The sequence below is a fragment of the Sphingomonas sp. GW821-FHT09B04 genome (assembly GCF_059418285.1).
The window spans coordinates 435,931-461,800 of record NZ_JBWKPO010000004.1; the positions used below are offsets into that span (position 1 = coordinate 435,931).

Genomic DNA, 25,870 nt, shown 5'->3' on the forward strand with positions numbered 1-25,870 from the left:
ATGCTGAAACAAGCTCGGACGGACACGAGAGGCAGACGATTGAACGATCCGACTGGCGCCACCCGCTTCGCCCGCATCCGCACGCGGCTCGAGGCGGCGCAACCAACCTCAGGCTGGCAGGGTGCGCTCTACGAATTTCTGCTGTTCGGCTTCAAACAGGGTTGGGCGTGCCTGTTCGGCGGATTGATGCTCGCGCTGCTGATCGCGACGCATCTCTTCTACCCCTCCGATGCGCCAATTGCGCGCTACGATTTCCTGACGGTCGGCGCGATCGCGATCCAGCTCGGGATGCTCGCCTTCCGGCTGGAGAGCTGGAACGAGGCGAAGGTGATCCTCGTCTTCCATATCGTCGGCACGGTGATGGAGCTGTTCAAGACCGCGTACGGCTCGTGGCTCTACCCTGAGCCGGGTTTGCTCAAGATCGGCGCTGTGCCACTGTTTTCGGGTTTCATGTACGCCGCAGTGGGCAGCTACATCGCCCGTGTCTGGCGTATCTTCCACTTCCGCTTCGACCACTACCCACCGCGCTGGGCAACCTATGCGCTGGCGGCGGCGATCTATGTCAACTTCTTCGCTCACCATTGGCTGCCCGACATGCGGCTAGCGCTGTTCGCGGCAACCGGCCTGTTATTCTGGCGGACAAAAGTGCGGTTCACGTCGTTCAGGATTGAGCGGTGGATGCCGCTGCTGGTGGGCTGGCTGCTGGTCGCGCTGTTCATCTGGTTCGCGGAGAATATCGGAACTTTCTCGCGCGCCTGGCTCTATCCGGGGCAGGAACATCGCTGGGCGATGGTCCACCCGGGCAAGCTCGGCGCCTGGTATCTGCTGATGATCATCTCGTTCGTGCTGGTGTCGCTGGTGCATCGCGAGCGCCCGGTGACCACATCCCGCTGATTTGACACCAACGGCCACGACGTACAAAGCGGCGGCCTATGTTTGAACTTGTGTGATCATCCCAGCGTCCCGGTGACCGGGACTGCCGACGACCATGGCAGACGCGCGCCCGCGCGTGATGCCGATCGTCTGAGGATCCGTCTCATCCACGAGTCATCCAATGAATGTTTCACGACTGGAGCAGCGCGTTTTGCACGTGCTGGCTCAAGGCGGCTATATTCGTCACCAACGTGACGAACACGGCCGCGTCTTCGAAGTCCTGTGCTTCACGCGCGAGGGCTATGTTCTGTCGACCTGCTCGATCGAGGTCTTCAAAGGCTTGCGGCGCAAGCGCCTGATCGAATCCAGGGCTTCGGGACCCTATCGCATCTCCCGGATCGGGCGATGCTCGGTACGCGCGCAACCCGACAACCGGTAGCGCGCGAAACGACGGGCGAGCCCTCAGTTGAGGGCTCGCCCGCTCAGTCCGCCACCTTCACCACCAGCTTGCCAATCGCGCCACGGCTGGCGAGCTTGGCGATCGCCTTGCCGCCATCCTCGAACGCGAAGGTCTCGCTGACATGCGGGTTGATCTTCCCTTCCTCCCACAGGCGGAAGAGGTGATCGACATGCGCGGCGTTCGCCTTCGGGTCTCGCGCAGCGAACGCCCCCCAGAATACGCCGCACACATCGCAGCTCTTCAGCAGCGTCAGGTTGAGCGCGATCTTCGGGATCCCCGCCGGGAAGCCGACGACCAGATAGCGCCCTTCCCAGCCGATCGAGCGCAGCGCGGGCTCGGCATAGTCGCCGCCGACGGGGTCGTAGATCACCTGCGCGCCATCCGGGCCAACCGCGGCCTTGAATTGCTCGGCCAGCGCCCTGGACTGGTCCTTGTCAAAGGGCGCGCGGCCATAGATCACCGTCGCGTCGGCGCCGACGGCCTTTGCCGCCGCCGCCTTCTCTTCGCTCGATACCGCCGCGACCACGCGCGCGCCGAACGCCTTGCCCAATTCGATCGCCGACAGGCCGATACCGCCCGCCGCGCCGAGGATCAGCAGCGTATCCCCCGCCTTGAGACGCCCGCGGTCGAGCAGTGCATGGATGCTCGTGCCATAAGTCATCAGCAGCGACGCACCCTGCGCGAAGCTCTTGCCTTCAGGCAGCGCGAACAGTCGGCGCTGATCGACCGCGATCTTCTCGGCAAGCCCGTTCCAGCCAGTCATGCCGAGCACGCGGTCGCCGGGTTTCAGGGCAGTGACGCCCTCACCCACCGATTCCACCACGCCCGCGATCTCGCCGCCCGGCGCGAAGGGGCGCGGCGGCTTGAACTGGTATTTATCCTCGATGATGATGACGTCGGGATAGTTGAGCGCGCAGGCCTTGACCGCAACCACCACCTCACCCGGCTTTGCCACCGGGTCGGGCAACTCACCAACGGTTAGAGTTTCAGGTCCGCCCACTTCCCGCGATAGCAAGGCCTTCATTGCCGCTCTCCCGCTTAAGCCATGGCCGCGCTTCGGCGACCACCGACTCATATTTCGAAATCACGGTATCCTTTGCCAGCGTCAGCCCGACCTCGTCCAGCCCTTGCATCAAACAATCGCGGCGGAACGCATCCATCTCGAAGGTGAAGCGGTCCTGATAGGGGGTCGTGACGGTCATCGTCTCGAGATCGATCGTGACGGGATCGGTCTTCGCCACCTCGACCAGCCTGTCGACCGCGTCCTGCGGAAGCACCACGGCAACAATGCCGTTCTTGAACGCATTGCCCGAGAAGATGTCGGAATAGCTCGGTGCAATCACCGCGTTGATGCCCATGTCCTTCAGCGCCCAGGCGGCGTGCTCGCGGCTCGACCCGCAGCCGAAATTCTCGCCCGCGATCAGGATCGGCGACCCGGCATAGAGTTCGTCGTCGAAGATGTTGCCCGGCTCCGCGCGCACGCTCTCGAACGCGCCTTTGCCCAGCCCTTCGCGGCTGATCGTCTTGAGCCAGTGCGCAGGGATGATGATATCGGTGTCGATATTCTTGGCGCCCCAGGGATAGGCGCGCCCCTCGACCTTCTTCACCGGTTCCATGTTTAGCTCCGTTCCATCGTCGGACGGCACACACCGGCAAGGGCGCCCGCCCCTGTCCGGACGGCCGCCCGAAATTCGTCGATCCGGCAGATCAGCGGGTGATGCGGCCCTGCGGCTTCGCCACCCCCGGCTTCGCCGTAGGTGCGCTCGCGTTCGCGGCCGCGTAGACCGCCGCCGCCCCGCTCAATACCGTGCCCGCCACCAGCAACACCAAAACACGCTTCACGGGTCATCCCCCTACAAGGTCACGCACGTCGGTGAGCCTTCCCGTTACCGCCGCCGCCGCCGCCATTGCGGGTGAGACGAGGTGGGTTCGGGCCCCCGGACCCTGTCTTCCTACGAAATTCCGGTTGGAAGTGGAAGCGCAGCGTTCGCCGGGCGGCACCTTGTCCGGGTTCATCGCCAGACACATCGAACAGCCCGGCTCGCGCCATTCGAACCCGGCCTCAAGGAAGATGCGGTCCAGTCCCTCGGCCTCGGCCTGCCGCTTGACCAGCCCCGATCCGGGTACGATCAGCGCCTGACGGATGCCGCCGGCGACATGCCGCCCCTTCACCACATTCGCGGCAGCGCGCAGATCCTCGATCCGGCTGTTGGTGCAACTGCCGATGAAGATATTCTCGACCGCGATGTCCTGCATCCGTGTCCCGGGTGCGAGCCCCATATAGTCGAGCGACTTCTGTGCCGCGACGCGCTTGGCGGGGTCGGCGAAGCTTTCCGGATCGGGAACGACGCCGGTGATCGCCACCACATCCTCCGGGCTGGTGCCCCAGGTGAGCGACGGCGCGATATCGCTGCCGTTGAGCGTAACGACACGATCATATTGCGCGCCCGCGTCCGTCGGCAGCGTCTTCCACCACGCCACCGCCTGCTCCCATTGCTCGCCCCTGGGCGCCATCGGGCGGCCCTTGAGATACTCGAAGGTCTTCGCGTCCGGCGCGATCAGGCCCGAACGCGCACCACCCTCGATCGACATATTGCTGACGGTCAGCCGCCCCTCGATCGACAGCGCGCGGATCACTTCGCCGGTATATTCGACGACATAGCCGGTGCCGCCCGCAGCGCCGGTCTTGCCGATGATCGCCAGCACCACATCCTTCGCCGAGACGCCGAAGCCGAGCGTGCCGTCGACGCGGATCTCCATCGTTTTCGACTGGCTGAGCAGCAGCGTCTGCGTTGCCAGCACATGCTCGACCTCGCTGGTGCCGATGCCGAACGCCAGCGCGCCCAGCGCACCATGCGCCGAGGTATGGCTGTCGCCGCACACCAAAGTCGTACCCGGCAGCGTGAAGCCCTGCTCGGGACCGACGACATGGACAATGCCCTGCTCGGCCGCAGTCGCACCGAAATAGTCGATCCCGAACTCGGCAACGTTACGCTCGAGCGCGGCAAGCTGCTGCGCGCTCTCCCGGTCCGCGATCGGCAGTCGGTTGCCCGCCGCATCGACGCGCGGCGTGGTCGGAAGATTGTGATCCGGCACCGCGAGCGTCAGGTCCGGCCGCCGCACCCGCCGCCCATTGGCGCGAAGCCCTTCGAACGCCTGCGGACTGGTGACTTCGTGGACGAGGTGGCGGTCGATATAGATCAGGCACGTGCCGTCGTCGCGGCGTTCCACGACGTGCGCGTCCCAGATCTTCTCGTACAAGGTGAGCGGTCTGCTGGACATGATGCCGCCCACTTACGCCTTTGTTGCGCGGGGGCAAGCGCAGGCGGCATTTTCGTGCGCGAAGCTCAGCTAGGCCGGATCCACCGCATCCGCCCAATTGTCCCGCCGTCTGAGCCACGGATTGAGGAACAGCGCCGGCAGCTTGAGGAATAGCAGTTCGGAATGGATGAAGCTGTCGATCCCACGCTCCCACCATCTCGAATCGCGCTTGCCGTTCGCCCTGAGCCAACCGTCATACGGCGCCCAGTGACTCGGCTCGTCACGGTGGATCACCTCGAAGATGCGGATCAGCGCGCGGTCATGGCGCACCAGTGGGTGCCGCAACAGGATCTCGACCTGCCGGAAACCGCGTTGCTCGGTCAGCGATATCACCCGGCACAATTTCTCGAACAACGCGTCCTGCGCGATGATCGCGTCGGTATCGAGCTCGTCGATGGTCTGGCGAAACATGATCTCGACAAACCGGTCGATATGGCCGCAGGTGCGGTCGACCCGCAGCGGCATCTTCCCGCGCAGCTCGAACCAGCGCTTGAACATCATATAGTGTTTGTGCTCGTCGGCGCGGTGCTTCTCGATCGCGGCGATCAGTGCATGATCATCCGGCGAACGCGCGCGAACCGCCTCCAACACCCGATCGATGCTCGTATAACCGCGATGCTCGTTATAGATATATATCGAGCAGAGAAGGTCCAGATAACGGCGGCGGAACCACGCGATCATAGGCAGATGCTACGCCTCCCCCCGCCCCGCGGCAAGCGCCGCGCATGGGGCAGAGAGAGGCATAGCGATCGCACGACGGCATCTCTATCCGAACCAGATCTCCGCGACCCGGCCGCCCACCAGTCCGATATTCACGCGCCGCTCGATATAGTCCTTCGTCAGCGCATCGCCGACGTCATAGACCCGGCAAATCCGGCCATAGAGATCCTCGATCGTCGCCGGTGCACAGCCATGCCCGGGAAAGCCGACCGCTTTGCCGTCAGGGGCCTTTACGACGTAGTTGCCCTCGCTGCCTGCAAGCAGACGCGCGGCATAGTTGCCTTCGCTTCCTGAAAGCAGTCGCTCGGCATCGCCATCGGCCCAGGGCCGGAAGCCGATCGGGCCGACAATCCCGTGAAACAGCAGCCAGAAGCCCAGCTCGGTCAGTTCGAACGCGTTCACCTGCCCCGTCGGCGCGCCGCAGAGCGGGATGATCGGCCCGGAAAGCGTCCGTTTCTCGCCGTTGAGGATATTCTCCTCACCGATGATCGCAGCGAGCGCCGCACGCGCCTCATCCAGCGTCTCTTCGGTGCCAAAGCCGCATTGCAGCGTGCCGTCGTGCCGCCAAACCCATCTCGATGTCATGGTAGTTTCCCCCTTTATGGAACGGTGGAAACGCAAACCGGACCGGCCTCAGCCGAGTCGAGGCGGGAGTATCGTTGACGGCGCGCAAACCACAATAGGCGTCGCACCCGAGACGAAATCACGCTCCGCGCTACGCGACTTCTTTGGGCGAGATATAGTCCGCGTCATGCTCGAACGGCAGCGGGGTGCCGTCGCGGAGCGCAGTCAGAATCTTCGCGAAGTCCGTGTCGAACGCGAAGTCCAGCTCGCGCACGATCCGGCCGCTGTCATAGACGCGCCCGATCCGCGCCGGCAGCTCCCAGCCGCGCGCGGCGTAGAGCGCCGGCGCTTCCGGGAAATACCGCGCGACCACGGCTGCGGCATCGCGCTTCAGCTCCGCCGCATCCTCCCGTGCGAACGGCGTCGGTGCCGAGACAAGGTAGGTGCCGAAACCGATCTCTGGCGCCTTCTCCAACGCCGCGATATGCGCGCGCGCCGCATCCTCGACCGTCAGCCGACGGTGCAGAAACTCATTGGCCTTCAGGTTCTCGCCCGGCGGGTGGCTGTGGGTGTCATCCTCCTCGGGAAAGAAGCGCCCGGTGCGCAGGACGATGTTGTTCAGCCCATGCTCGGCATGGAACAGGCGGCAAAGCTGCTCGGCTGCATATTTGGTCGTGCCATAGATGTTGCGCGGCTCGATCGGGCCGCTGTCCTCGTCGAGCCACACCGCGGCATCCCCCGCCTCATCGCGGATCGCCTGGCTGATCATCAGCGAGGTGGTGGAAGTGCTGACGAAACGGTCATGCCCGGCACGCACCGCGGCTTCGAGCAGGTTGAGCGTACCGGTGACGTTGACGTCGATGAACGTCTGCTTCGAGTAGCGGACGATATCGGGCTTGTGCAGCGCGCCGCCATGAATGACGGCCTCGATGCCATGGTCGCCGAAGACACGCTCGACCAGCGCGGCATCCGCCACGCTGCCGATCACATCGGTATCCACGCCCGGAGCGACATCGAGCCCAACGACCTGATGCCCCGCGTCACGAAGCATCGGCGCAAGATAGCGGCCGAGCCAGCCGGACGAACCTGTCAGAAGAATACGCATGGCCGCGCGATTAGCCGGTTCCCGCGCGCGGCGAAAGTGTCAGAGGGCCTGTAAGCCGGGTTCTGTCCACGCGGCCCTTTCCTTGCGGAGGTGCACGCGATGGGCGACCATTCCTCTAGGCCTGCACTTGCGTGCAGGCTCAAGCAATCAACCCGGGTCGCGAGGCGGAACACCCCATATGCGACCCCTATTCGATCTTGCTCCCGGTGGGGTTTGCCGTGCCGCTTCCGTTGCCGGTCGCGCGGTGCGCTCTTGCCGCACCCTTTCACCCTTGCCCTTAGTCCGAAGACCAGTGGGCGGTCTGCTCTCTGTGGCACTTTCCCTGACCCCGGCCGAAACCGGAGCCGCCGGGCGTTACCCGGCACCGTTTTTCCGTGGAGCCCGGACTTTCCTCGGTGCGCTTGCGCGCAACGCGGCCGCCCGGCCCTCTGACCTGGCCGGGATAGAAGGAAGCTCAGCGCAACGCAAATCGCGTTATTTCGCCGCGCCCGCCTTGACCGTCGCGGGCAACCGATAGCGTGCATGGTCGATCGCGACCTCGATCGCACCGTCGCCGATGACCGAGACCTTCGCTTGCTGCGCGCCATCCGCCGCGATCACGCCGCGCCCGTCGGTGGTGACGCGCAGGCGGTGGAATCCGCCATCGGCATGGCGCACGGTCAGGATCAGCCCGTCCTGCGTTCGCTCGCGCTCGATCGTGCAGTTGGTGGCAAACTCCGCCTTCTCGCCGATCGCGCAGGGAATGCGCCCCTCAGCCTCGGCGCGCGCGAGATCCGCCTTCTCGCGCTGCGCGCGCTCGGCGTCGGTCTCGACCTTGGTGCCACAGGCGGTGAGCGACAGCAGCGCCGCGCTCACCGCCAGTATCTTAGATATCCGCGTAGACATGCTTTTCGGACTTTGCCCCCGGGTGCGTTACCGCTCCCTTATAGGCGGGTCCGACAGTCTGCGAATAGCGCCAGAGTGCCCCGGATTGGTACGCATTCTCACGCGGCTGCCACTTCGCGCGGCGCTCGGCGAGCACATCCTCATCCACGTTGAGGTCGATCGTCCCCGCTTCGGCATCGATGCGGACGATGTCGCCATCCTCGACCAAAGCGATCGGGCCGCCCTCGGCCGCTTCGGGCCCGACATGGCCGATGCAGAACCCGCGCGTCCCGCCCGAAAAGCGCCCGTCGGTGATCAGCGCGACCTTCTCGCCCAGGCCAAGTCCATAGAGCGCCGCCGTGGTCGACAGCATCTCGCGCATGCCCGGACCGCCCTTCGGTCCTTCGTAGCGGATGATGATCACCTCGCCCTCGCGGATCGAGCGTTCCTCGACCGCGGCAAAGGCGTCTTCCTCGCAATCGAAGCAGCGCGCAGGCCCCTCGAATTGCAGGCGATGCATGCCCGCGACCTTCACGATCGCGCCATTGGGCGCCAGCGTGCCGCGCAGCCCGACCACGCCGCCGGTAGGGGTCAGCGGCGTCTTGACGTCATAGATCACCTTCTGGTCGGGGTTCCACGTCACCTGATCGATGTTCTCGCCCAGCGTCTTGCCGGTCACCGTCAGGCAATTGCCATCGAGCAGGTCGTTGGCGAGCAGCGTCTTCATCAGCATGTAGACGCCACCCGCCTCGTACATGTCTTTCGCCACATACTTACCACCGGGTTTCAGGTCGGCGATATAAGGTGTTGATTTGAATATCTCTGCGACATCGAACAGATCGAAATCGATCCCCGCCTCGCTCGCCATCGCGGGCAAGTGCAGCGCGCCGTTGGTCGATCCGCCGGTCGCCGCGACGATCCGCGCCGCGTTGACGAACGCCTCGCGCGTACAGATGTCGCGCGGGCGGATATTCCGCTCGAGCAGTTCCATCACCTGCCAGCCCGCCGCGACCGCGATTTGCTCGCGGCTGGTATAGGGTGCCGGGACCATGTTGCTGTTGGGCAGCGACAGCCCGATCGCCTCACCCACGCACGCCATGGTGTTGGCGGTATACTGGCCGCCGCACGCACCGTGACCCGGGCACGCAACCTTCTCGAGCGCGTGAACCTCGCTGATCGGGCACGTCCCGGCGGCGAACTTACCCACCACCTCGAACACATCGACCACGGTCACGTCGCGGTCCTGATAGCGGCCGGGCAGGATCGATCCGCCATAGACGAAGATCGACGGGATATTGAGGCGGAGCATCGCCATCATCATCCCCGGCAGCGACTTGTCGCACCCGGCGAAACCAACCAGCGCGTCGTAGCAATGGCCGCGCACCGAGAGCTCGACCGAATCCGCGATCACCTCACGGCTGACGAGCGAAGACTTCATCCCCTGATGCCCCATCGCGATCCCGTCGGTGACGGTGATCGTGTTGAAGCGGCGGGGCATCCCGCCATTGTCCACAACGCCCTTGCGCGCGGCATCGGCCTGCGCGTCGAGCGTGGTGTTGCACGGCGCGCTGTCGTTGCCGGCGCTGGCGAGCGCGACGAACGGGCGGGCAATCTCCTCTTCGGTGAGGCCCATCGCGTAATAATAGCTACGGTGCGGAGCGCGTTCGGGACCGACGGACACGTGGCGCGACGGCAGGCGGGATTTGTCGAAACGATTGGTCATGGCGCGAACGCCTATGTCGCCGCGGACCCGGTTTGCGCAAGTCTGTTGCGCGCGTCTTTTACTATTCCCGCCAATAGCTGCGCCCAATGCGCAACACCTTCGGGGTCGGAGATCAGGTCGTTGCGGATCTCGACGCCCAGATAGGGGATGCCATTACCCTCGGCGTGACGGTTCATCGTCGCGTTGAGGATTCGGCCCGAATAGGGTTCGTTGTCGCCAGTGACGACGCCGACAGCCTTGAACAGCTCGATCGCGATCCGCGCCGCGCGCGCATCGCGATTATAAAGAATGCCGATCTCCCACGGGCGGTCGTTGCCGTCATGCTGCTCCAACCGCGGCGTGAAGCTGTGCACCGAGACCAGCAGCTTCGGACGCCGCGCCCGGATCGCGTCGGCGATGGTGCGATGATAGGGCGCATGGAAACGCGCGATCCGCTCGACGCGCGCGACCTCGCCATTGCCGGAAATCCGGTGCCCGTCGCTGACATGCGGGATCAGTCCGGCGCTGTCCGGTTCGCGATTGAGATCGATCACGAGCCGTGAAACCGTGGCGAGGATAGCAGGCGCGCCGAGATGCGCGGCCAGCGCCTCGCTCACCGCCGCCGCGCCGATATCGATCGCGATGTGCTTCGCCAGCAGCGCGGGCTCGATGCCCAGATCGACATCGGACGGCACTTCATTCGAAGCATGGTCGCACAGGATCAGGACGTCCGCGGTCCCATCGACGCTCCGCGCCACACTCATCTCTTACCCTCCAGAAACGCACCAAGGCGGGCGCGGAAAGCGTCCGAACCAAAGGCGTCGTCAAATGCTTGCCGATGGCCCGCCCCACCCGGATCGCGCAACACCGCCTTCAGCGCGCGCACCGCCTCAGGCACATTCGCCGCAATAACATTGGCAAATTCGTGCGCTGCAGGCTGGGCATGGTCGGCGCGACGATGCGCCAGGCCGATCCGCGCCGCCTCGTCCGCATCGATCCGCGCGCCGGTGAACAGCATCAGCCCCGCTTGTCCCTCGCCCACCCGCGCCGTGAGCCGCGCGACATCGCCCGCCGGATAGGTCAGGCCGAGCCTGGCGGGCGTGGTCGCGAACACCGCCTGATCTCCTGCCAGCACGATGTCGCACGCCAGCGTCAGCGCGACGGCAGCACCGAAACAGCCCCCATCCACTGCACAGATCACCGGCATCGGCAGCGCGGCAATCCCCTCGATCCCCGCGGCCATTGCCTCGCGAAAGCGGACGCGCCGCACAAGGCCTTCGGTCAGTTGACGAAATTCAGCGAGATCGGCGCCCGCCGAGAAGACACCCGGCATCGCCGAACGCAGGATCACGGCTCGCGCCTGCGACTCCGCGATTTCACACGCAGCGGCCGCCAGCGCCTCCCACCCTGCGGTCGGAATTGCGTTGCGCGCACTGCCGCGGTCAAGCGTGAGGATCGCGATGTGGTCATGGAGTTGCCAGCCGATCATGGCTGGTCTCGATAGCGAGGATAGCGCCCGCTCGCATCAGCGAGCGGGGGCCATCCACGGACGTTTCGCTCCCGGCGCATGGCCCGCACCGAACCTACAGCAAATCTGGGGCCAATTTCGATTCCCCAGAGCGCGCGGGGGCCCCTTGCCACCAATCGCTCCATTTTGGAACAACCAACTGTCACAGCAGCACCGTTTTGAGACACCACCAGCCGGAATGCGCCGCGTTCACCGCGTCCGCCGCAGCATCGCGCGCATCGACGTCATCGAACAGCGCGAAACAGGTTGCCCCCGACCCCGACATCCGCACGAGAGCTCCCCCCGGCTGAGCCGAAAGCAACTCCAGCACCTCCCCGATCACCGGCGCCACCGCCAGTGCCGGCACCTCCAGATCGTTGCGTCCCGCTCGTGCCACATCGAGCAGATCGCCCACCTCCAGCGCGCCGCGATCGATCCCGTCCCAGCCGCCGAAAACCTGCGCCGTCGACACCGCAACACCCGGATTGACCAGCAGCACCGGCGTGCCGCTTGCCCCCGCGATCGGCTCCAGCCGCTCTCCTCGCCCACGCCCGATCGCCGTACGGCTAAAGAGGCAGGCCGGCACGTCCGACCCCAATGCATCGGCACAGGCAAACAACCGTGGATCGTCAAGCGCGACCCCCTCGCGGTGCGCGAGCAGCCGCAGTGTCGCCGCCGCATCCGCCGATCCGCCACCCAGCCCCGACGCCACCGGCAGCCGCTTGGTCAGCGTGATCCGCCCCGACGGTTCGATCCCGAACGCCTCTGCAAACCGCGCCGCCGCCCGCGTGACGAGATTATCCCCTTCTCCCGCCAGCGCGCCCGCGAACGGCCCGTCCACCGCGAACCCTTCGCCATCGCCCAGCGTCACGCTGTCGCCATCCGCGACAAAGGCGAACAGCGTCTCCAGCTCATGATAGCCGTCCGCACGCCGCCGCCGCACGTGCAAAGCGAGGTTGAGCTTGGCCGGTGCAGGCTCGGTCGGAATCAGTTTGCCGCCGTCCTCTGGTTCATCCCGTCGGCGACCTTGGCCGACAGCCGCGTCTTCTGTTCACCCTCGGCATAGAGCGCCGCCGCGCTCCAGGCATAGCGCGCCTCGAACCGGCGCCCTGTCCGCCAATAGGCGTCGCCCAGATGCTCGTTGATCGTCGCGCTGGCCGAATCGCTCTGCGCAGCCCGTTCGAGCAGCGGCAGCGCCTTCGCAAAATCGCCCTGGCGGAAATAGGCCCAGCCGAGCGAGTCGGTGATCGCTGCGTCGTCGGGCCTCAGCTTGCTCGCGCGTTCGAGCAATCCCGTCGCCTCGACCAGATTCTCGCCACGCTCGACCTGCGCATAGCCCAGATAGTTGAGCGCCACCGGCTGCTCGGGCGCGAGCTCGACCGCCTTGCGCAGGTGCGGAAGCGCCGCTTCCCACTTGCCCGCGCGCTCCAGCGCGCCGCCAAGCTGAAGGTAGTTGACCCAGCTCGCCTTCTCGCCCGCCTGTGTCAACGCACCGGCATAGACATCGGCCGCTTCGCTCTCACGCCCCTGATTGGCGAGCAGGTCGGCATAGCGCTGCCGGTCGGCCACACTCGCACCGGGTGCCTTCGCCAACGATGCCGCCAGCGCCAGCGCTCCGGCAATATCGCCCTGCTTGCTGCGCAGTCCCACCCGCTCGCTCAGCGCAGCGGGATAGAAGGCGCTGTCCTTCTTCACCGTGTCGAGCGTGCCGATCGCGCGATCATAGGCCCGCCCCCCGGCCAGCGCATCGGCGAGCAGCAGGCGCGCACGATCGTCGGCAGGGTCGAGCAACAGAGCGGAACGGGTCAACAGGATCGAGAGCGTCTGCGCCTCCTGCCCCGCCAGATCCGCCGCGAGCCGGGTGAAGGCGCGGCTCGCACCGAACGCGGCGCCCGGCTTCGGCCCCTTCTTCAGCCGCGCGCGCAGCCCCGACAACACCGGATCGTCACCGGCGAGTAGCGACAGCGCGATATCGCGCTTGCCCTTCGCCGCCAGCAACACCGCCGCGTTCCAGCGCAGGTCGATGCTCCCCGGATCGGCGCCCACCGCGGCTTGCAGCGCGGCGATGCCGTCCTCCGTCCGGCCGGTCGCGATCAGCAGCAGCGCGCGGTGCTCGGCGATATAGCGGCGGCTCAGCCCGCTCTCGTTCGCCTTGTCGAGCAACGGCATCGGATCGGCGCCACGGTCGAAGGCGATCCAGGCACGCAGCACCGGCGCAAGGAAATCGAGCGGCCCCGTGCCGATCTTGCCGAGCGCCTCCTCCGCAGCTGCGGTATTCCGCCGTTGCAAGGCGACGGCAAAATCGAGGATCGAAACGTCCGCGGGAGCGACATCCGATCGCGTTAGCACCGCCGCCGCACGCTGGGCCAACACCATGTCCCCGGCCGCCAGCGCGTTGCGATAGGCACGGATCGCTACCACCCCGTCATCGGGCGAGGCGGCCATCGCCGCAGCATAGCCTGCCGCGGCCACGTCCACCGCCCCGTCCGCCGCCGCCGCCCGGGCGCGGACATAGGCACGCGCATCGGCCAGCGCAGCGGTCGGCAGGACCAGCCCGGCGACAACCAGTCCGGCGGGGGCCAGCGACAGGATCAGGCGCTTACATGTTGGGATAGTTCGGTCCTCCGCCGCCCTCCGGCACCACCCAGTTGATGTTCTGGGTCGGGTCCTTGATGTCGCACGTCTTGCAGTGGACGCAGTTCTGCGCGTTGATCACGAACTTCGGCATCCCTTCCGCCTCACCTGTGATCTCGTAAACGCCCGCCGGGCAATAACGCTGCGCCGGCTCGTCATACATCGGCAGGTCGTACTCGACCGGGATGTCCGGGTCCTTGAGCGTCAGGTGGATCGGCTGGTCTTCCTCGTGATTGGTATTCGACAGGAACACCGAGGAAAGCCGGTCGAAGCTCAGCACGCCGTCGGGCTTGGGATAGTCGATCGGCTGGACCAGATCCTTGCGCCACAGGCTTTCGTGATCGGGCTTATGTCCCAGGGTAAAGGGCATCTTGATGCCCCAGCTCTCAAGGAACATGGTGACGTTGGCGAGGCCCGATCCGACCATGTCGCCGAACTTCTTCACCAGCGGCACGACATTGCGGACGATGCTCAATTCCTTGTGCATCCAGCTCGCTTCGAACCCTTCGGTGTACGCCGTCAGCTCGTCGCCGGTACGATCCGCCTGCACCGCCGCGAACGCCGCCTCGGCGGCGAGCATGCCGCTCTTCATCGCGGTGTGCGTGCCCTTGATCCGCGGCACGTTGAGGAAGCCGGCGCTGTCGCCGATCAGCACGCCGCCGGGAAAGGTCAGCTTGGGGATCGACTGCAGCCCGCCGTCGCTGATCGCGCGCGCGCCGTAGGAGACGCGCTTGGCGCCCTTCAGAATCTCGGCGATCGCCGGGTGCGTCTTCCAGCGCTGCATCTCGTGGAAAGGCGACAGATACGGGTTGGTGTAGTTGAGCCAGGTCACGAACCCCAGCGCCACCTGCCCGTTGGCCTGATGGTACAGGAAGCCGCCGCCGTTCGAACCCCTGGTCTCATTAAGCGGCCAGCCCTGCGTATGGATCACCCGGCCCGGCTCGTGCAACGCGGGGTCGATATCCCACAGTTCCTTGATGCCGATGCCGTAAATCTGCGGCTCGACGCCTTCGCACAGGTTGAACTGGCGCTGGACCTGCTTGGACAGATGCCCGCGCACGCCTTCGCCGAAGAAGGTGTAGCGCGCATGCAGCTCGAGACCGGGCTGATAGTCGGGCTTGCGCGTGCCGTCGCGCGCCACGCCCATGTCGCCGGTCGCGACGCCCTTCACCGACCCGTCCTCATTGTAGAGGATCTCGGCGGCGGCGAAGCCCGGGAAGATCTCGACCCCAAGCCCTTCGGCCTGCTCGGCCAGCCAGCGGCAAAGATTGCCGAGGCTCCCGGTATAGGTGCCTTCATTGTGCATGAACTTGGGCACGATGAAGTGAGGGACGTCCCATTTGCCGCTTTTGCTCAGCAGCCAGTGCTGGTTGTCGTTGACCGGCACCTGCGCGAGCGGACAGCCCTGCTCGCGCCATTGCGGCAGCAGTTCGTCGAGCGAGCGCGGATCGATCACCGCGCCCGACAGGATGTGCGCGCCGACCTCGGATCCCTTTTCGAGGACGCACACGCTGATCTCGCCGCCGGCCTCGGCAGCAAGTTGTTTCAGCCGGATCGCGGCGGAGAGGCCCGCAGGCCCGGCACCGACGATCACGACGTCGTACGGCATCGACTCGCGTTCGCTCACATTCTGTCTCCCCTTGGGGACTCGTCCTGCACATGTCGTCGCATCTGCGGCGCGTCCTGTCCCTCCCCCGATGGCGGTAGATTGACGGTGGCGTCAAGGCATGACTCTGTGAAATCCATGGGTAATGCGGGGGTAGTGGATTGGCGGGCCGAAGCCGCCAGCGCGCTGGAATGGTGGCGTGACGCGGGCGTGGACATGCTCGTGGACGAGGATCCGCGAGACTGGACCGCGCGCGAGGCAGCGCCTGCCGTAGCGTCGGCTGCGGCCCAGCCCGCGCTTGCCGAACCTGAGCCGGAAGTCCCGCTGCCCGCGACGCTCGAGGCGTTCATCGACTGGCGCTTCGGCAGCGGCGCGCCTGAATCGAGCTGGGTCGAACCGATCGTGGCGCCGACCGGCAATCCTGCCGCGCCGCTGATGGTCATCACCGATTTCCCCGAATCGGACGGCGACACCCCGTCCCTCATGGCCGGCCCCGCCGGGCGGCTGTTCGACCGGATGCTCGCCGCGATCGGCCTCGACCGCGACTCCGTCTATTTCGCGCCGCTCTGTGCCGCGCGCCCGATCACCGGGTCGGTCCCGCGCGACGCAGAGGAGCGGCTGGCCGAGCTGGTTCGCTACCACGTCTCTCTTGTCGCCCCGCCGAAGCTGCTCTTGCTCGGCCAGACGGTGAGCCGTGCGGTTCTCGGGGCCGACAGCGGTCTGCAACGCGGTCGTTTACAGCCTGTTAACCAGGAAAATGGACAATCGCTGATGGTCGCGACCTTCCATCCGCGGTTCCTGCTGACCAGACCCGCCGCGAAGGCCGATGCCTGGAAAGACCTGCAGTTGCTTCTTGAGGGGCAAGCCTAGTGAACCCGCGTATCCTGCTTACCGCCACCGCCATCGCATTGGCCCTTCCCGCCGTCGCCCACGCCGCGGATGAATCCGCGCCGGTCGAGCGCGACAAGCGCGGGACCAGTGAGGGCGTCCCTACCCAGCTCGACGGTTCCGAGCGCGATTCCTATCGTGCGGTCTTCGCCGCGATCCGCGAGCAGCGCTGGGCCGACGCCCAGCTTCGGCTCGACGCGATGCGTCCGGGCCTTCTCCACGCCACCGCGCGCGCCGAGCTTTACGTGGCCAAGGGTTCGCCGCGCGTCGAACTGCCCCAGATCATGGCGCTGCTCGGCGAGGCGCCCGAGCTTCCTCAGGCCGAGCAACTCGCCCGCCTCGCCCGCACGCGCGGCGCGGTCGACCTTCCCGCGCTTCCGGTCGCCCAGCGCATGGTGTGGCACAACGCTGCGCCCGCGCGCATCCGCTACAAGGCGACCCCAGCGGCTGACGCCGCGGCGATGCAGGTCGTGCTGATGATGCAGCCCCTGATCAAGGCCGATGACGCCGCGGGCGCCGAGGCGCTGATCGAAGGCCGTGGCCTTGAGCTTTCGCCCGAAGTCCTCACCGAATGGCGCCAGCGCGTCGCGTGGATGTACTATACCACCGGCCGCGATGCCGATGCGCGCCGCGTCGCCGCGAAGGCGCAAACCGGCAGCGGCGAATTCGCGCCGCTCGCCGACTGGGTTCAGGGTCTCGCCGCGTGGCGGCAAAAGGATTGCGCCGCGGCGCAGGCGGCCTTCACCTCGGTCGCGCAGCGTGCCGTCGACACCGAAAAGCGCACCGCCGGCCTCTACTGGGCCTCGCGCGCCGATATGGCGTGCGGTCGTCCCGACCTTGTCAGTGCGCGGCTCAAGAACGCTGCCCAGCATGGCGAAACCTTTTACGGCCTGCTTGCGCGGCAGATGCTGGGGATGAAAGAAACCCCGGTCCGTCCGGAAAAGTTCGTGTCGAGCGATTGGAAAGCGATCGAGCGCCGCCCGAACGTCCGCGTCGCCGCGGCGCTGGTTGAGATCGGCGAAGACAATCTCGCCTCCGACGTGATCCGCTATCAGGCCCGGATCGGCGACGCGCGCGAACATGCCGCGCTGACCCGTCTTGCTGCCCGGCTCGCGCTGCCTGCGACCCAGCTCTGGCTCACGCACAACTGCCCGCCCGGTGCCAGCCCGCTCGAGGACGCGCGCTACCCCGCTCCCGACTGGACGCCGGACGGTGGCTGGCGGATCGACAAGTCGCTGGTGTTTGCGCACACGCTTCAGGAATCACGCTTCAACCGCACGGTCGAAAGCCCCGCGGGTGCCTATGGGCTGATGCAGATCAAGAGTGGTGCTGCGATTGATGTGGGCCGCCGCCGCGGCGTCACTATCGGCCGCAGCGACCTCTCGCGTCCGTCGACCAATATGGAAGTCGGCCAATCCTATATCGAGCAGCTCCGTGACCAGAGCTTCACCGGCGGCCTGCTGCCCAAGGTGATCGCGGCGTACAATGCCGGGCCGACCCCGGTGACCAACTGGAACTACCAGATCCGCGATAATGGCGATCCGCTGCTCTATATCGAGAGCATCCCGTACTGGGAGACGCGCGGCTATGTCATGACCGTGCTGCGCAACTACTGGATGTACGAGAAGAATGACGGCCGCGACAGCGCGAGCCGCTCGGCGATCGCACAGGGCCTCTGGCCCAAGGTTCCCGGCCGCAATGGCGGCGGCGCGGTGCGGGTGCAGGCGACGGTCGCGAGCGTACCGGGCACCACCAGTGCCAATTGACTCCGACGCCGCGTTCCGCCCGGTGCGGATCGCGGTGCTCACCGTCTCCGACACGCGCACGCACGAAGATGACAAGTCCGGCGATACGCTGGCCGGGCTGCTCACCGCCGCCGGCCACATCCTCGCCGACCGCGCGATCGTCCGCGACGACCCCGAACTGATCGTCGGCAAGCTCCACGCCTGGATCGACGACTTCACAGTGGACTGCATCATCACCACCGGAGGCACCGGCGTAACGGGACGCGATGTCACGCCCGAAGCGCTGGAGCGGGTCGCCGACAAGATGATCCCCGGCTTCGGCGAGCTGTTCCGGTTCCTCAGCTACGCCAAGATCGGCACCTCGACGATCCAGTCGCGCGCCACCGCCTGTGTCGCGCGCGGCACCTATATCTTCGCTTTGCCCGGCTCGACCGGCGCGGTGCGCGACGGGTGGGACGGTATCCTCGCCCACCAGCTCGACAGCCGTCACAAGCCCTGCAACTTCGTCGAGCTGATGCCGCGCCTCACGGAGCGTTAGAGGACCGCGCCTAGTTTGCTGGCACGGGCGGACGAATGGCGTGGAAGAACTTGTTCATGATCTTCCATTCACCGTCGACCTTCAGCAGCGGCATATGGTCGATGAAGGTCACGCCCGGGTAGACCAGTTCGACCCGTGCGACGCCCGTGGTCGCAGTCAGATCGAGGATCCGAAAGCTCCGTTTGCGCTGTGCCTCGTCCGCGTTGGGAGTACCGGTCAGTCCCTTCATCCACTCCTCGATCGGCATCGAGACGAAACCGTTCCGCCCGTTGCCGATCATCCGCGCGTCCTTGTGAAAGGCCAGCCGCGCATAGTCGATGTTGCTGGTCTGCAGCGCCTTGATATAGTTCTCCACCGGCACCGAGGCGGCCTTGATCTCCGCCTCGCTCGCCGCCGTTACGGCTGCCTGTGCCGGCACGTTCGACGCCAGCGCAGGCGAAGCGAACAGGGGCGCCAGGAACAGGGCGGTGACTGCATATGCGATTTTCATAGATTGCCTCTCCATCTTGAACGACTACAACTGTAGTCATTCAAGATGGATCGCGCGTTACGCTTTGACCAAGCGCCATTTGCGTTCGACAAACGACAAAATCAGCCGATCACTCAGCTTACTTCCCCTCCGCCGCATTCCATGCCGCAACCTTGCCGCGCGCCTCAGCCAGCATCGCATCCAGCGCGGCGCGATCATAGACCTTGCCATTCATCACCACCGTCCGGATCGCCCGCGTCGCCGCGATATCCTGCAGCGGGTTGCGATCGAGCAACACCAGGTCCGCCGCCATCCCCGGACGGATCGCGCCATAGCGATCGAGCTTGCCGAACCAGGCCGGTCCCGCCCGCGTCGCCGCCGACAGCGCCTGCGCCGGGGTCAGCCCGTATTTCACGAACACCGACAGCTCGTCGTGCAGCCCGATACCGGGATAATTGAACGAGTTGAGGAACCCCGCATCGGTCCCGGCGATGATCGTCACGCCTGCCTTCTGCAGCAGCGGCAGGATCGCGCCCATCCGGTCGATATGCGCATGGCGCGCCGCAATCGCCGCCGCGTCGGCCTGTGCCGCGCGCTGAACGCGCCAGTCATAGGTCTTGCGCAGCTTCGGCCCGATATAGGCGAGATACGGATCGTTCTTGTGATCGTCCTGGTCGAGCCAGGCGATGATCCGGCTGCCGTTGAGCGTCGGCGTCACGAACACGCCCTTTGCCGCGAAGTTGCGATACGCCGCCATCGCGGTCACAGGATCGAACCCCACCGCCAGCCGCCGGTTCGCCTCGGCCCGGTCGATGCGTCCGGCGGCAAACTCAGCCGCGATCTGCGCCTCGTCCTTCACACCCGCCTTGTAGGCATAGTCGAGATGCTCGATCGAGCTGATCCCGGCATCGACCGCCTGCCCCACGGTCAGTGCCATCGGGATATGCCCCGACGTGCGCATCCCCCGCGCCTTGGCCTGACGCAGCGCGTAGAGGAACAGCTCGGGCTTGAGCGTACTGTCGGTGATCTTGACGAAATCGACCTTGTCGCGCTGTTGAAGCCGGTCGAGCGCGCGATCGATATCGGCCTCGCTCCCGGTCTCGATCGTTCCCTTCCACACCGGCGCCAGCCCCTCGATCTTGGCGCCCGAGGTCATCAGATGCGGTCCGAACAGCGTGCCGCTCGCAATCTCACCGCGCCAGCCCAGCACCTGATCGGGCAGATCGCCCGACGCGTCGCGGATCGCGGTGATGCCGTGCGCCACGTACAGTGGCAGCAGCGCCTTGTTCTCCTCGATCAGCTCCGGTCCGCCACCGAAATGGACATGCATGTCCCACAAGCCGGGGATCAGGAAACGGCGCTTGCCGTCGATCGCGCGGGTGGCACGCCACTCGCGTGCGATCCGTGCATCTGGCCCGACCGCAACGATGTCCTTGCCGCGCAGCACCACCGTCTGCCCCGCGACCGGCCTGGCATGCTCGACATCGATCACGGTGAGGTTGCGGATCGCCACATCCGCGGTTTGCTGTTTGGCCAGCGCGGGCGAGGAAACGGTAGCAAGCAGGGCGGCCAATGCCGCGAACAGGGTCTTCATCGTCAATCCAGTCTGTCGAGTCGAATGGCGGGCTTCTGCCACGGACATGGCATCGCCTCTACCCGGTCGGCATCGTCAGGGAGTCCAGGGCTCGATCGGCCTTCGGCGCGAATATTCAATGCCATGATCGAGATCGGCGATCACACGGATTTTGTCGCGCACCCGCTCGAACATCAGCCGCTCTCGCGATTCAGGCTTGCCCTCGGCCACCGGCTTCGATTGCAGATATTTGCCCAGCACGCCCAACAGGAAGTCGGGCACGCTGACGCGCATGTCCGGCTTCGACACGAACTGGACATCAATGACCAGCGGATGGCGATCCCGGGCCTGTCTGAGCGCATCATGGGCGTCGCGAACGCAAGCTTTGATCGCTTCGCGCGAGACCTTGTCATTCTCTTCGAAGCACAGGATCGCCGCCTGGCTTTCCGCGGCCTTGAGACGCCGGAAGATCAACGCGCTCAGCAAGCGCAGATAGGTCGCCTGATAGTCGCTGGGCTCGGCACAGGTCGCGAATGCGACAAAGCCTTCAAACGGCATCTGCTCGAGGCGCCGCACATAGTCGAGGCGCAGATCCTCGGTGGCGTCGGCGAAGTGCATCCCTCGCTTCTCGATCGCCCCGACATCGCCCGCGGCCCAGAGATCCTCGAGCGTTGCCGCAAGAACCTCCCGCGTTTCATCGACGATACGCCGGGCATGCTGGGTAACCGCCATCCCCAGCGCCAGCACCTTCTTCCCATCCCGCACGAACTCGGCTTCGTCGATGAACAGATGGAAGGGATTGCGATGCTGATTCTTGGGTGCGAAGCTCGGCCGCATACCGCTGGCGCGCAAGGCCGTGGCCCAGTCGTTCTTCAGGCGTCCGGACAGGCTCGGCTCGTGATGCGCAACAAACTTGACCAGCCCGTCGAGCCGATTGACCTCCTCCTGTACGCGCTGCGAGCTGTTGATGCCCAGATGCGCGAAATGGCCATCGATCCCGAACTTCCCGGCATAATAGAGTTCCTGCCGCAAAATGCGTTTCCGCGCTCTCGGCACATGCGGACGGATGGGATCGCTGATGCTGAGGCCGGTGACATAATGCGCCTGACCGATCTTCGAACGGCGCGTCTTCGCCTCCGCGAGCGCGAAACCGTGCCGCTCGATATAGCCCCGGATCATCTCGACATCGGGCAACGCGCCATCGCTAGAAAAGCTCAGATCGTCGGCATAGCGTGAATAGGTCACACCCCTGGCTTCGGCCATCGCCTGCAGCTCGATGTCGAATGGCACAAGGATCGCATTTGACAGTGCCGGGCTGGTCGGGAGTCCCAGCGGCAAGGCGCCGCCGATGGTCACGAACCCGCTCAGCAGCTTTGCGACCTCCGCCTCGACCCCTAGCCCGGCAAACAGCGCCTCGATCCGCGCCGCGGAGATCGATGGAAAGAAGCTGGTAATGTCGAGCGCGAGCAAATGCTTGTGTCCGGCATGCGCCTGCGCATTCTCGCGGATATTGCGCCCGGGATAGTAGCCAAAGGCGCGATCGTTCGGATAACCGTCCAGTGCCAGGCGGAAGAATGAATCGAGCCGCCGGGCCAGCGCCTTGTATTCGTTCTTCAGGAAGGCCGGTTCCCACACCGTCCGATACCCGCGATCCGGGTTGCTCTTGGGGATGTCGTGGCGAAGGAAGAGCATCGCGGACTGCGAGAACAGGCGCGTATTTGCACTAAGCTCGGCATGCTCTGCGCTGCCAAATCGGGGCGGCGGGTCGAACGCGATCACCGCGTCGAGCCTTTCGTCATCAATCCCCAGCGCGCGGATCAGCGCTGCGCGGCTTTGAATTCGGCGAAGATCGAATGGATAAGCCACAGCAGCTCAGAAGAGAGTTGGAACAGCATAACACACGAAGCAAGTGGTCCCGAAATCGGCAGGTGCGACTCGCACCTTAAACCTTGTAGCCATGCTGCTCCGCCCCCTTGCTATGTCGTGCGCCGCCGCTGTGCAATCACCCAGCGCGCGCCAGCAATCCTTCCAGCATCGCCTTGAATGCCGGGATTGCACGGCGCGAGGTTTCGGCCGGGTTGGGCGAATTGGCGATCCACATCGCGGCGTCGGTAGAAGAACCGGTGACCATCCGCGCCGCCGCCTCGGCATCGATCTCCGCGCGCACCACGCCATCGGCCTGCAACTGCTCGATGCTTCGACGGATCGACGCGATACAGGCGAGCGCGCCGGGCCAGTTGGCCGGATCGCCCAGCACCGCCGGACCATCGCGCAGCATGATCCGCTGCACGCCCGGCTCGAGTGCCAGCTCGATATAGCCGATATTCTCGGCCACCAGTCCCTCCCAACGGCTTGGTGCTGCCGTGGCGACCCCCTTGAGCCGTTCCGCCATCTCGGTGTCGATCTGGGCGATCACCGCCTCCAGCAGGCCCTGCTTGCCTCCGAAATGATGATAGAGCGCACCGCGCGTCAGCCCGGCCGTCGCGGTCAGGTCGTCCATAGACGCCTCGGCATAGCCATGTTCGGTAAACGCCGTGCGCGCCGCCGCGATCAGCTTGGCGCGGGTTTCGGCGATCATCTCGGGGCGCGATCTGCGCGACATTGCATCCTCGAAAAAATTCCCGAGCGCTGCATTGACATACACCGCGTATGTCACCACCTCACTCGCATACGAAACGTATGTAAGCCGTACAGGCCTGCATTTCCAGTGATGAGAGTTCGAGCCATGTTCGGAAATTACCGCGAAATCTTTCGTGCCCCCGGCACCAGGGGTTTCGCCGCCGCCGGGTTCATCGCCCGCCTGCCGATCGCGATGGCCCCGATCGGGATCGTCACGATGATGGCACAATCGGGCAGCGGCTATTGGCTCGCCGGCGCGATCGCCGCGACCTTCACGCTGACCAACGCCGTCGCTGCGCCGCAGATTTCGCGGCTGGTCGATCGCCATGGCCAAAGCCGCCTGCTCATCCCCGCCACCACCGTAGCGGTCATCGCCTTCTCGTTGCTGATGCTCGCGACCCACCTCGACTGGCCGGTCTGGACGCTCTTCGCCTCCGCCCTCGCGGCTGCCGCGATGCCCAGCATGCCCGCAATGGTCCGCGCACGCTGGACCGAGATTTTCCGCGACACGCCCGAGCTCAACACCGCCTTCGCCTTTGAATCGGTCGCCGACGAGCTGGTCTATATCGCCGGGGCCTCGATCTCGGTCGGTCTCAGCGTCGCGCTGTTTCCCGAAGCCGGCGTTCTCGTCTCGACCTTGCTGCTCGCTGTCGGAATGACCGCCTTCGTGCTCCAGCGCAGCACCGAGCCAAAGGTCCGAGTCACCGAAACCAGCGCGCACCGCTCGGCGATCTTCCTGCGCCCGGTCCAGCTCGTCACGCTCACGCTGATCTTCGTCGGCGCGATCTTCGCCACCGCCGAAGTCAGCACCGTCGCGCTCACCCGCGATTTCGGTCAGCCGGGGGCCGCCAGCCTCGTGATCGGCGTCTATGCGATCGGATCGTTCGCGGTGGGATTGATCCTCGGCGCGCTCAACCTGCGCTTCCCGCTGCATCGTCAGCTGCTGGTCGTGCTGGCGGTATTGCTACTCACCACCCTGCCCCTGCTGCTGGTCGGCAGCGTGCCTGCACTCGCCGCCGCGATCTTCCTCAGCGGCGTAGCGGTCTCGCCCACTTTCATCACCGCTTTCGGCCTGGTCGAGCGTCGCGTGCCGCCCGAAGTGCTGACCGAAGGCATCACCTGGGTGATGACCGGCATCGGCATCGGCATGGCGCTCGGCGCGTTCGTCGCCGGCTGGGTGGTCGATCATTTCGGGGCGCAGAACGGTTTCTGGGTCTCTGCCGCAGCCGCCACGCTCGCCCTGGTGGTCACAGCTTTCGGCCAGCGCGTCCTCGGCGGCGAGCAGACGGCGGAGGTGGAACCGGTGGTCAGCGCGGCCTAGGTCAGCCGCACCACTGGATCATGGCGCCCAGCAGCACATCTGGCCCCACCACCTGCCACAGCCATAAGCCGCCGGCCAGCACCGCGGCCAGCGCGATCAGGCCCAGCGTCTTCATGCCGTAGCTTCCCTCAGTCGCGGCACGGGCCGGTCGGGGATCGGCATGTGCACCAACGCGGCGGCAAAGCCGAGTACCACCGACGCCGCCCAGATGCTGTCATAGCTGCCCGTCAGGTCGAACATCAGCCCCGCACTCCATGCGCCGAAGAAGCTGCCGACCTGATGGCTCAGGAACACAATGCCGTACAGCGTCGAGAGGTAGCGGATGCCGAAGATCTGACCGATCAGTCCGCTGGTCAGCGGGACGGTGCCCAGCCACAGGAACCCCATCGCCGCCGCAAAAGCGAGCGCGGTGAACGGCGTCAACGGCAGCGCGAGGAAGGCGATCATCACCACGCTGCGCGCGGCATAAAGGCCGCTCAGCAGGTATTTCTTGCTGCGCTTGTCGCCCCACATCCCGAACAGATACGAACCGAAGATGTTGAACAGCCCGACCAGCGCCAGCGCGTTGGCGCCGATCGACAGGCCCAGCCCCTTGTCGGTGAGATAGGCCGGGAAGTGCGTCGCGATGAACGCGATGTGGAAACCACAGACAAAGAAACCGGCGTTGAGCAGCCAGAAGCCGCGATGCCCCGCCGCTTCGCGCAGCGCCTCCTTGAGCGACTGGGTCGGCGCATCCCCCTTCGCGGCCTGCATGGCAGGTTTACCCGCGACGCCGATCGCCAGCACCATCACCACAGCGACGATACCCGCCATCGCGACCAACGCCATCCGCCAGCCCAGCTCGCCGATCAGCAGCTGCCCGGTCGGCACGAGCAGGAACTGGCCAAGCGATCCGCCCGCGGTGACGATGCCGAACGCCACGCTGCGTTTCTCCGCCGGTACTGCGCGTCCGACCGCGCCGAGCACGACGACATAGGTAGTCGCCGACAGCGCCACGCCGATCAGTACGCCGAATGAGAGGTGCAACCCGATCGCGCTCGTCGCGAAGGACGCGCCGATCAGGCCCACAATATAGACAAGCGTGCCCACCGCGACGACCCGGCCCGCGCCATGCTTGTCGGCAATCGCCCCGACAAATGGCTGAGCAAGCCCGAACAGCAGATTCTGAAGCGCAAGCGCCAGGCCGAAGCTCGACCGGCCGATGCCCAGGCTGACGCTCATGTCCGGCAGGAACAGGCCGAACGCCTGGCGCACGCCCATCGCGAGAGTGACGATGATCGCCGCGGCGGCGATGACGATGGATGCGCGCTTCATTCTCAGACCCCCTGCCAGCGGACAGGCGCCCTATATCGTGCATCCCC

At 65.7% G+C, this 25,870-nt stretch carries 25 protein-coding genes and 1 other RNA gene; 6 read left to right on the forward strand and 20 right to left on the reverse strand.

Going from position 1 to position 25,870, the window contains the following annotated elements; genetic code table 11:
* Positions 1-894: a DUF817 domain-containing protein gene (locus AC07NK_RS15150; RefSeq protein ID WP_495171429.1), complete on the forward strand. Its 894-nt coding sequence runs from the start codon at positions 1-3 to the stop codon at positions 892-894.
* A gap of 160 nt (positions 895-1,054) precedes the next feature.
* On the forward strand, positions 1,055-1,312 hold the full coding sequence (locus AC07NK_RS15155; protein WP_495171430.1) for a YjhX family toxin: 258 nt from the start codon (positions 1,055-1,057) through the stop codon (positions 1,310-1,312).
* Between the two features lie 43 nt (positions 1,313-1,355).
* On the opposite strand, the gene AC07NK_RS15160 is transcribed toward AC07NK_RS15155, so the two are convergent.
* The 15 genes from AC07NK_RS15160 to AC07NK_RS15230 form a co-directional block, all read right to left on the reverse strand.
* Positions 1,356-2,357 (reverse strand): NADPH:quinone oxidoreductase family protein, encoded by a 1,002-nt coding sequence (locus AC07NK_RS15160; protein WP_495171431.1) that lies wholly within the window; start codon positions 2,355-2,357, stop codon positions 1,356-1,358.
* On the reverse strand, positions 2,320-2,949 hold the full coding sequence (gene leuD, locus AC07NK_RS15165) for a 3-isopropylmalate dehydratase small subunit (RefSeq protein ID WP_495171432.1): 630 nt from the start codon (positions 2,947-2,949) through the stop codon (positions 2,320-2,322). The genes AC07NK_RS15160 and leuD overlap by 38 nt, the downstream gene beginning before the upstream one ends.
* Positions 2,950-3,040: 91 nt before the next feature.
* Positions 3,041-3,175 (reverse strand): hypothetical protein, encoded by a 135-nt coding sequence (locus tag AC07NK_RS15170; RefSeq protein ID WP_495162343.1) that lies wholly within the window; start codon positions 3,173-3,175, stop codon positions 3,041-3,043.
* 3 nt (positions 3,176-3,178) lie between these two features.
* Positions 3,179-4,615, reverse strand: a complete 1,437-nt coding sequence (gene leuC, locus AC07NK_RS15175; RefSeq protein WP_495171433.1) for a 3-isopropylmalate dehydratase large subunit — start codon at positions 4,613-4,615, stop codon at positions 3,179-3,181.
* 69 nt (positions 4,616-4,684) lie between these two features.
* Positions 4,685-5,335, reverse strand: a complete 651-nt coding sequence (locus AC07NK_RS15180) for a ferritin-like domain-containing protein (RefSeq protein WP_495171434.1) — start codon at positions 5,333-5,335, stop codon at positions 4,685-4,687.
* Between the two features lie 84 nt (positions 5,336-5,419).
* Entirely contained in the window at positions 5,420-5,959 is a 540-nt protein-coding gene (locus AC07NK_RS15185; RefSeq protein WP_495171435.1) for a hypothetical protein, read from the reverse strand.
* Between the two features lie 130 nt (positions 5,960-6,089).
* Positions 6,090-7,043 carry an NAD-dependent epimerase/dehydratase family protein gene (locus tag AC07NK_RS15190; RefSeq protein ID WP_495171436.1) on the reverse strand — a complete coding sequence of 318 codons (954 nt, stop codon included), beginning with the start codon at positions 7,041-7,043 and terminating at the stop codon, positions 6,090-6,092.
* Positions 7,044-7,078: 35 nt separating this feature from the next.
* Positions 7,079-7,475, reverse strand: an RNA gene (gene rnpB, locus AC07NK_RS15195) — RNase P RNA component class A.
* 42 nt (positions 7,476-7,517) lie between these two features.
* Complete coding sequence (locus AC07NK_RS15200; protein ID WP_495171437.1) at positions 7,518-7,898, reverse strand: hypothetical protein; 381 nt, start codon at positions 7,896-7,898, stop codon at positions 7,518-7,520.
* 10 nt (positions 7,899-7,908) lie between these two features.
* Complete coding sequence (ilvD, locus tag AC07NK_RS15205) at positions 7,909-9,630, reverse strand: dihydroxy-acid dehydratase (protein ID WP_495171438.1); 1,722 nt, start codon at positions 9,628-9,630, stop codon at positions 7,909-7,911.
* Positions 9,631-9,641: 11 nt separating this feature from the next.
* Complete coding sequence (locus tag AC07NK_RS15210) at positions 9,642-10,373, reverse strand: N-formylglutamate amidohydrolase (RefSeq protein WP_495171439.1); 732 nt, start codon at positions 10,371-10,373, stop codon at positions 9,642-9,644.
* On the reverse strand, positions 10,370-11,098 hold the full coding sequence (locus AC07NK_RS15215) for an enoyl-CoA hydratase/isomerase family protein (RefSeq protein ID WP_495171440.1): 729 nt from the start codon (positions 11,096-11,098) through the stop codon (positions 10,370-10,372). The genes AC07NK_RS15210 and AC07NK_RS15215 overlap by 4 nt, the downstream gene beginning before the upstream one ends.
* A 181-nt stretch (positions 11,099-11,279) precedes the next feature.
* Positions 11,280-12,104, reverse strand: coding sequence for a 4-(cytidine 5'-diphospho)-2-C-methyl-D-erythritol kinase (locus AC07NK_RS15220; protein WP_495171571.1), 825 nt, complete (start codon positions 12,102-12,104; stop codon positions 11,280-11,282).
* Positions 12,104-13,594, reverse strand: a complete 1,491-nt coding sequence (locus AC07NK_RS15225; protein ID WP_495171441.1) for a tetratricopeptide repeat protein — start codon at positions 13,592-13,594, stop codon at positions 12,104-12,106. The genes AC07NK_RS15220 and AC07NK_RS15225 overlap by 1 nt, the downstream gene beginning before the upstream one ends.
* Positions 13,595-13,715: 121 nt before the next feature.
* Entirely contained in the window at positions 13,716-15,377 is a 1,662-nt protein-coding gene (locus AC07NK_RS15230) for an electron transfer flavoprotein-ubiquinone oxidoreductase (RefSeq protein ID WP_495171442.1), read from the reverse strand.
* Between the two features lie 117 nt (positions 15,378-15,494).
* On the opposite strand from AC07NK_RS15230, the gene AC07NK_RS15235 reads away from it, so the two are divergent.
* The 3 genes from AC07NK_RS15235 to moaB are packed head-to-tail and all read left to right on the forward strand — an operon-like array spanning position 15,495 to position 18,527.
* The gene (locus AC07NK_RS15235; RefSeq protein WP_495171443.1) at positions 15,495-16,226 is read left to right on the forward strand and encodes a uracil-DNA glycosylase; all 732 of its coding nucleotides are present in this window, start codon (positions 15,495-15,497) and stop codon (positions 16,224-16,226) included.
* Entirely contained in the window at positions 16,226-18,010 is a 1,785-nt protein-coding gene (locus AC07NK_RS15240) for a lytic transglycosylase domain-containing protein (RefSeq protein WP_495171444.1), read from the forward strand. The genes AC07NK_RS15235 and AC07NK_RS15240 overlap by 1 nt, the downstream gene beginning before the upstream one ends.
* Positions 18,000-18,527 (forward strand): molybdenum cofactor biosynthesis protein B, encoded by a 528-nt coding sequence (gene moaB / locus AC07NK_RS15245; protein ID WP_495171445.1) that lies wholly within the window; start codon positions 18,000-18,002, stop codon positions 18,525-18,527. The genes AC07NK_RS15240 and moaB overlap by 11 nt, the downstream gene beginning before the upstream one ends.
* A 10-nt stretch (positions 18,528-18,537) precedes the next feature.
* On the opposite strand, the gene AC07NK_RS15250 is transcribed toward moaB, so the two are convergent.
* The 4 genes from AC07NK_RS15250 to AC07NK_RS15265 form a co-directional block, all read right to left on the reverse strand.
* Entirely contained in the window at positions 18,538-19,017 is a 480-nt protein-coding gene (locus AC07NK_RS15250; protein WP_495171446.1) for a nuclear transport factor 2 family protein, read from the reverse strand.
* A 118-nt stretch (positions 19,018-19,135) separates the two neighbouring features.
* A complete protein-coding gene (locus AC07NK_RS15255) occupies positions 19,136-20,590 on the reverse strand; it encodes an amidohydrolase family protein (RefSeq protein ID WP_495171447.1) in 1,455 nt (484 codons plus the stop codon).
* Between the two features lie 75 nt (positions 20,591-20,665).
* Positions 20,666-22,435, reverse strand: coding sequence for a reverse transcriptase family protein (locus tag AC07NK_RS15260; RefSeq protein WP_495171448.1), 1,770 nt, complete (start codon positions 22,433-22,435; stop codon positions 20,666-20,668).
* 136 nt (positions 22,436-22,571) lie between these two features.
* Positions 22,572-23,147, reverse strand: a complete 576-nt coding sequence (locus tag AC07NK_RS15265) for a TetR/AcrR family transcriptional regulator (RefSeq protein WP_495171449.1) — start codon at positions 23,145-23,147, stop codon at positions 22,572-22,574.
* A 147-nt stretch (positions 23,148-23,294) separates the two neighbouring features.
* Between AC07NK_RS15265 and AC07NK_RS15270 the strand changes: the two genes are divergently transcribed.
* Entirely contained in the window at positions 23,295-24,509 is a 1,215-nt protein-coding gene (locus tag AC07NK_RS15270; protein WP_495171450.1) for an MFS transporter, read from the forward strand.
* A gap of 111 nt (positions 24,510-24,620) precedes the next feature.
* Here the strand turns inward: AC07NK_RS15270 and AC07NK_RS15275 are convergent, their stop codons facing one another.
* Positions 24,621-25,823 (reverse strand): MFS transporter, encoded by a 1,203-nt coding sequence (locus AC07NK_RS15275; protein WP_495171451.1) that lies wholly within the window; start codon positions 25,821-25,823, stop codon positions 24,621-24,623.
* Positions 25,824-25,870 lie beyond the last annotated feature (47 nt).

Bases quoted from the DNA above. Each gene is read 5' to 3' on its own strand.
- AC07NK_RS15275 (WP_495171451.1), bottom strand. From the start codon at position 25,823: ATGAAGCGCGCATCCATCGTCATCGCCGCCGCGGCGATCATCGTCACT.
- AC07NK_RS15185 (WP_495171435.1), bottom strand. From the start codon at position 5,959: ATGACATCGAGATGGGTTTGGCGGCACGACGGCACGCTGCAATGCGGC.
- AC07NK_RS15250 (WP_495171446.1), bottom strand. From the start codon at position 19,017: ATGAAAATCGCATATGCAGTCACCGCCCTGTTCCTGGCGCCCCTGTTC.
- AC07NK_RS15180 (WP_495171434.1), bottom strand. From the start codon at position 5,335: ATGATCGCGTGGTTCCGCCGCCGTTATCTGGACCTTCTCTGCTCGATA.
- AC07NK_RS15255 (WP_495171447.1), bottom strand. From the start codon at position 20,590: ATGAAGACCCTGTTCGCGGCATTGGCCGCCCTGCTTGCTACCGTTTCC.
- ilvD (WP_495171438.1), bottom strand. From the start codon at position 9,630: ATGACCAATCGTTTCGACAAATCCCGCCTGCCGTCGCGCCACGTGTCC.
- AC07NK_RS15190 (WP_495171436.1), bottom strand. From the start codon at position 7,043: ATGCGTATTCTTCTGACAGGTTCGTCCGGCTGGCTCGGCCGCTATCTT.
- AC07NK_RS15160 (WP_495171431.1), bottom strand. From the start codon at position 2,357: ATGAAGGCCTTGCTATCGCGGGAAGTGGGCGGACCTGAAACTCTAACC.
- AC07NK_RS15155 (WP_495171430.1), top strand. From the start codon at position 1,055: ATGAATGTTTCACGACTGGAGCAGCGCGTTTTGCACGTGCTGGCTCAA.
- AC07NK_RS15235 (WP_495171443.1), top strand. From the start codon at position 15,495: ATGGGTAATGCGGGGGTAGTGGATTGGCGGGCCGAAGCCGCCAGCGCG.
- AC07NK_RS15265 (WP_495171449.1), bottom strand. From the start codon at position 23,147: ATGATCGCCGAAACCCGCGCCAAGCTGATCGCGGCGGCGCGCACGGCG.
- leuC (WP_495171433.1), bottom strand. From the start codon at position 4,615: ATGTCCAGCAGACCGCTCACCTTGTACGAGAAGATCTGGGACGCGCAC.
- AC07NK_RS15210 (WP_495171439.1), bottom strand. From the start codon at position 10,373: ATGAGTGTGGCGCGGAGCGTCGATGGGACCGCGGACGTCCTGATCCTG.
- AC07NK_RS15150 (WP_495171429.1), top strand. From the start codon at position 1: ATGCTGAAACAAGCTCGGACGGACACGAGAGGCAGACGATTGAACGAT.
- leuD (WP_495171432.1), bottom strand. From the start codon at position 2,949: ATGGAACCGGTGAAGAAGGTCGAGGGGCGCGCCTATCCCTGGGGCGCC.
- AC07NK_RS15270 (WP_495171450.1), top strand. From the start codon at position 23,295: ATGTTCGGAAATTACCGCGAAATCTTTCGTGCCCCCGGCACCAGGGGT.
- AC07NK_RS15215 (WP_495171440.1), bottom strand. From the start codon at position 11,098: ATGATCGGCTGGCAACTCCATGACCACATCGCGATCCTCACGCTTGAC.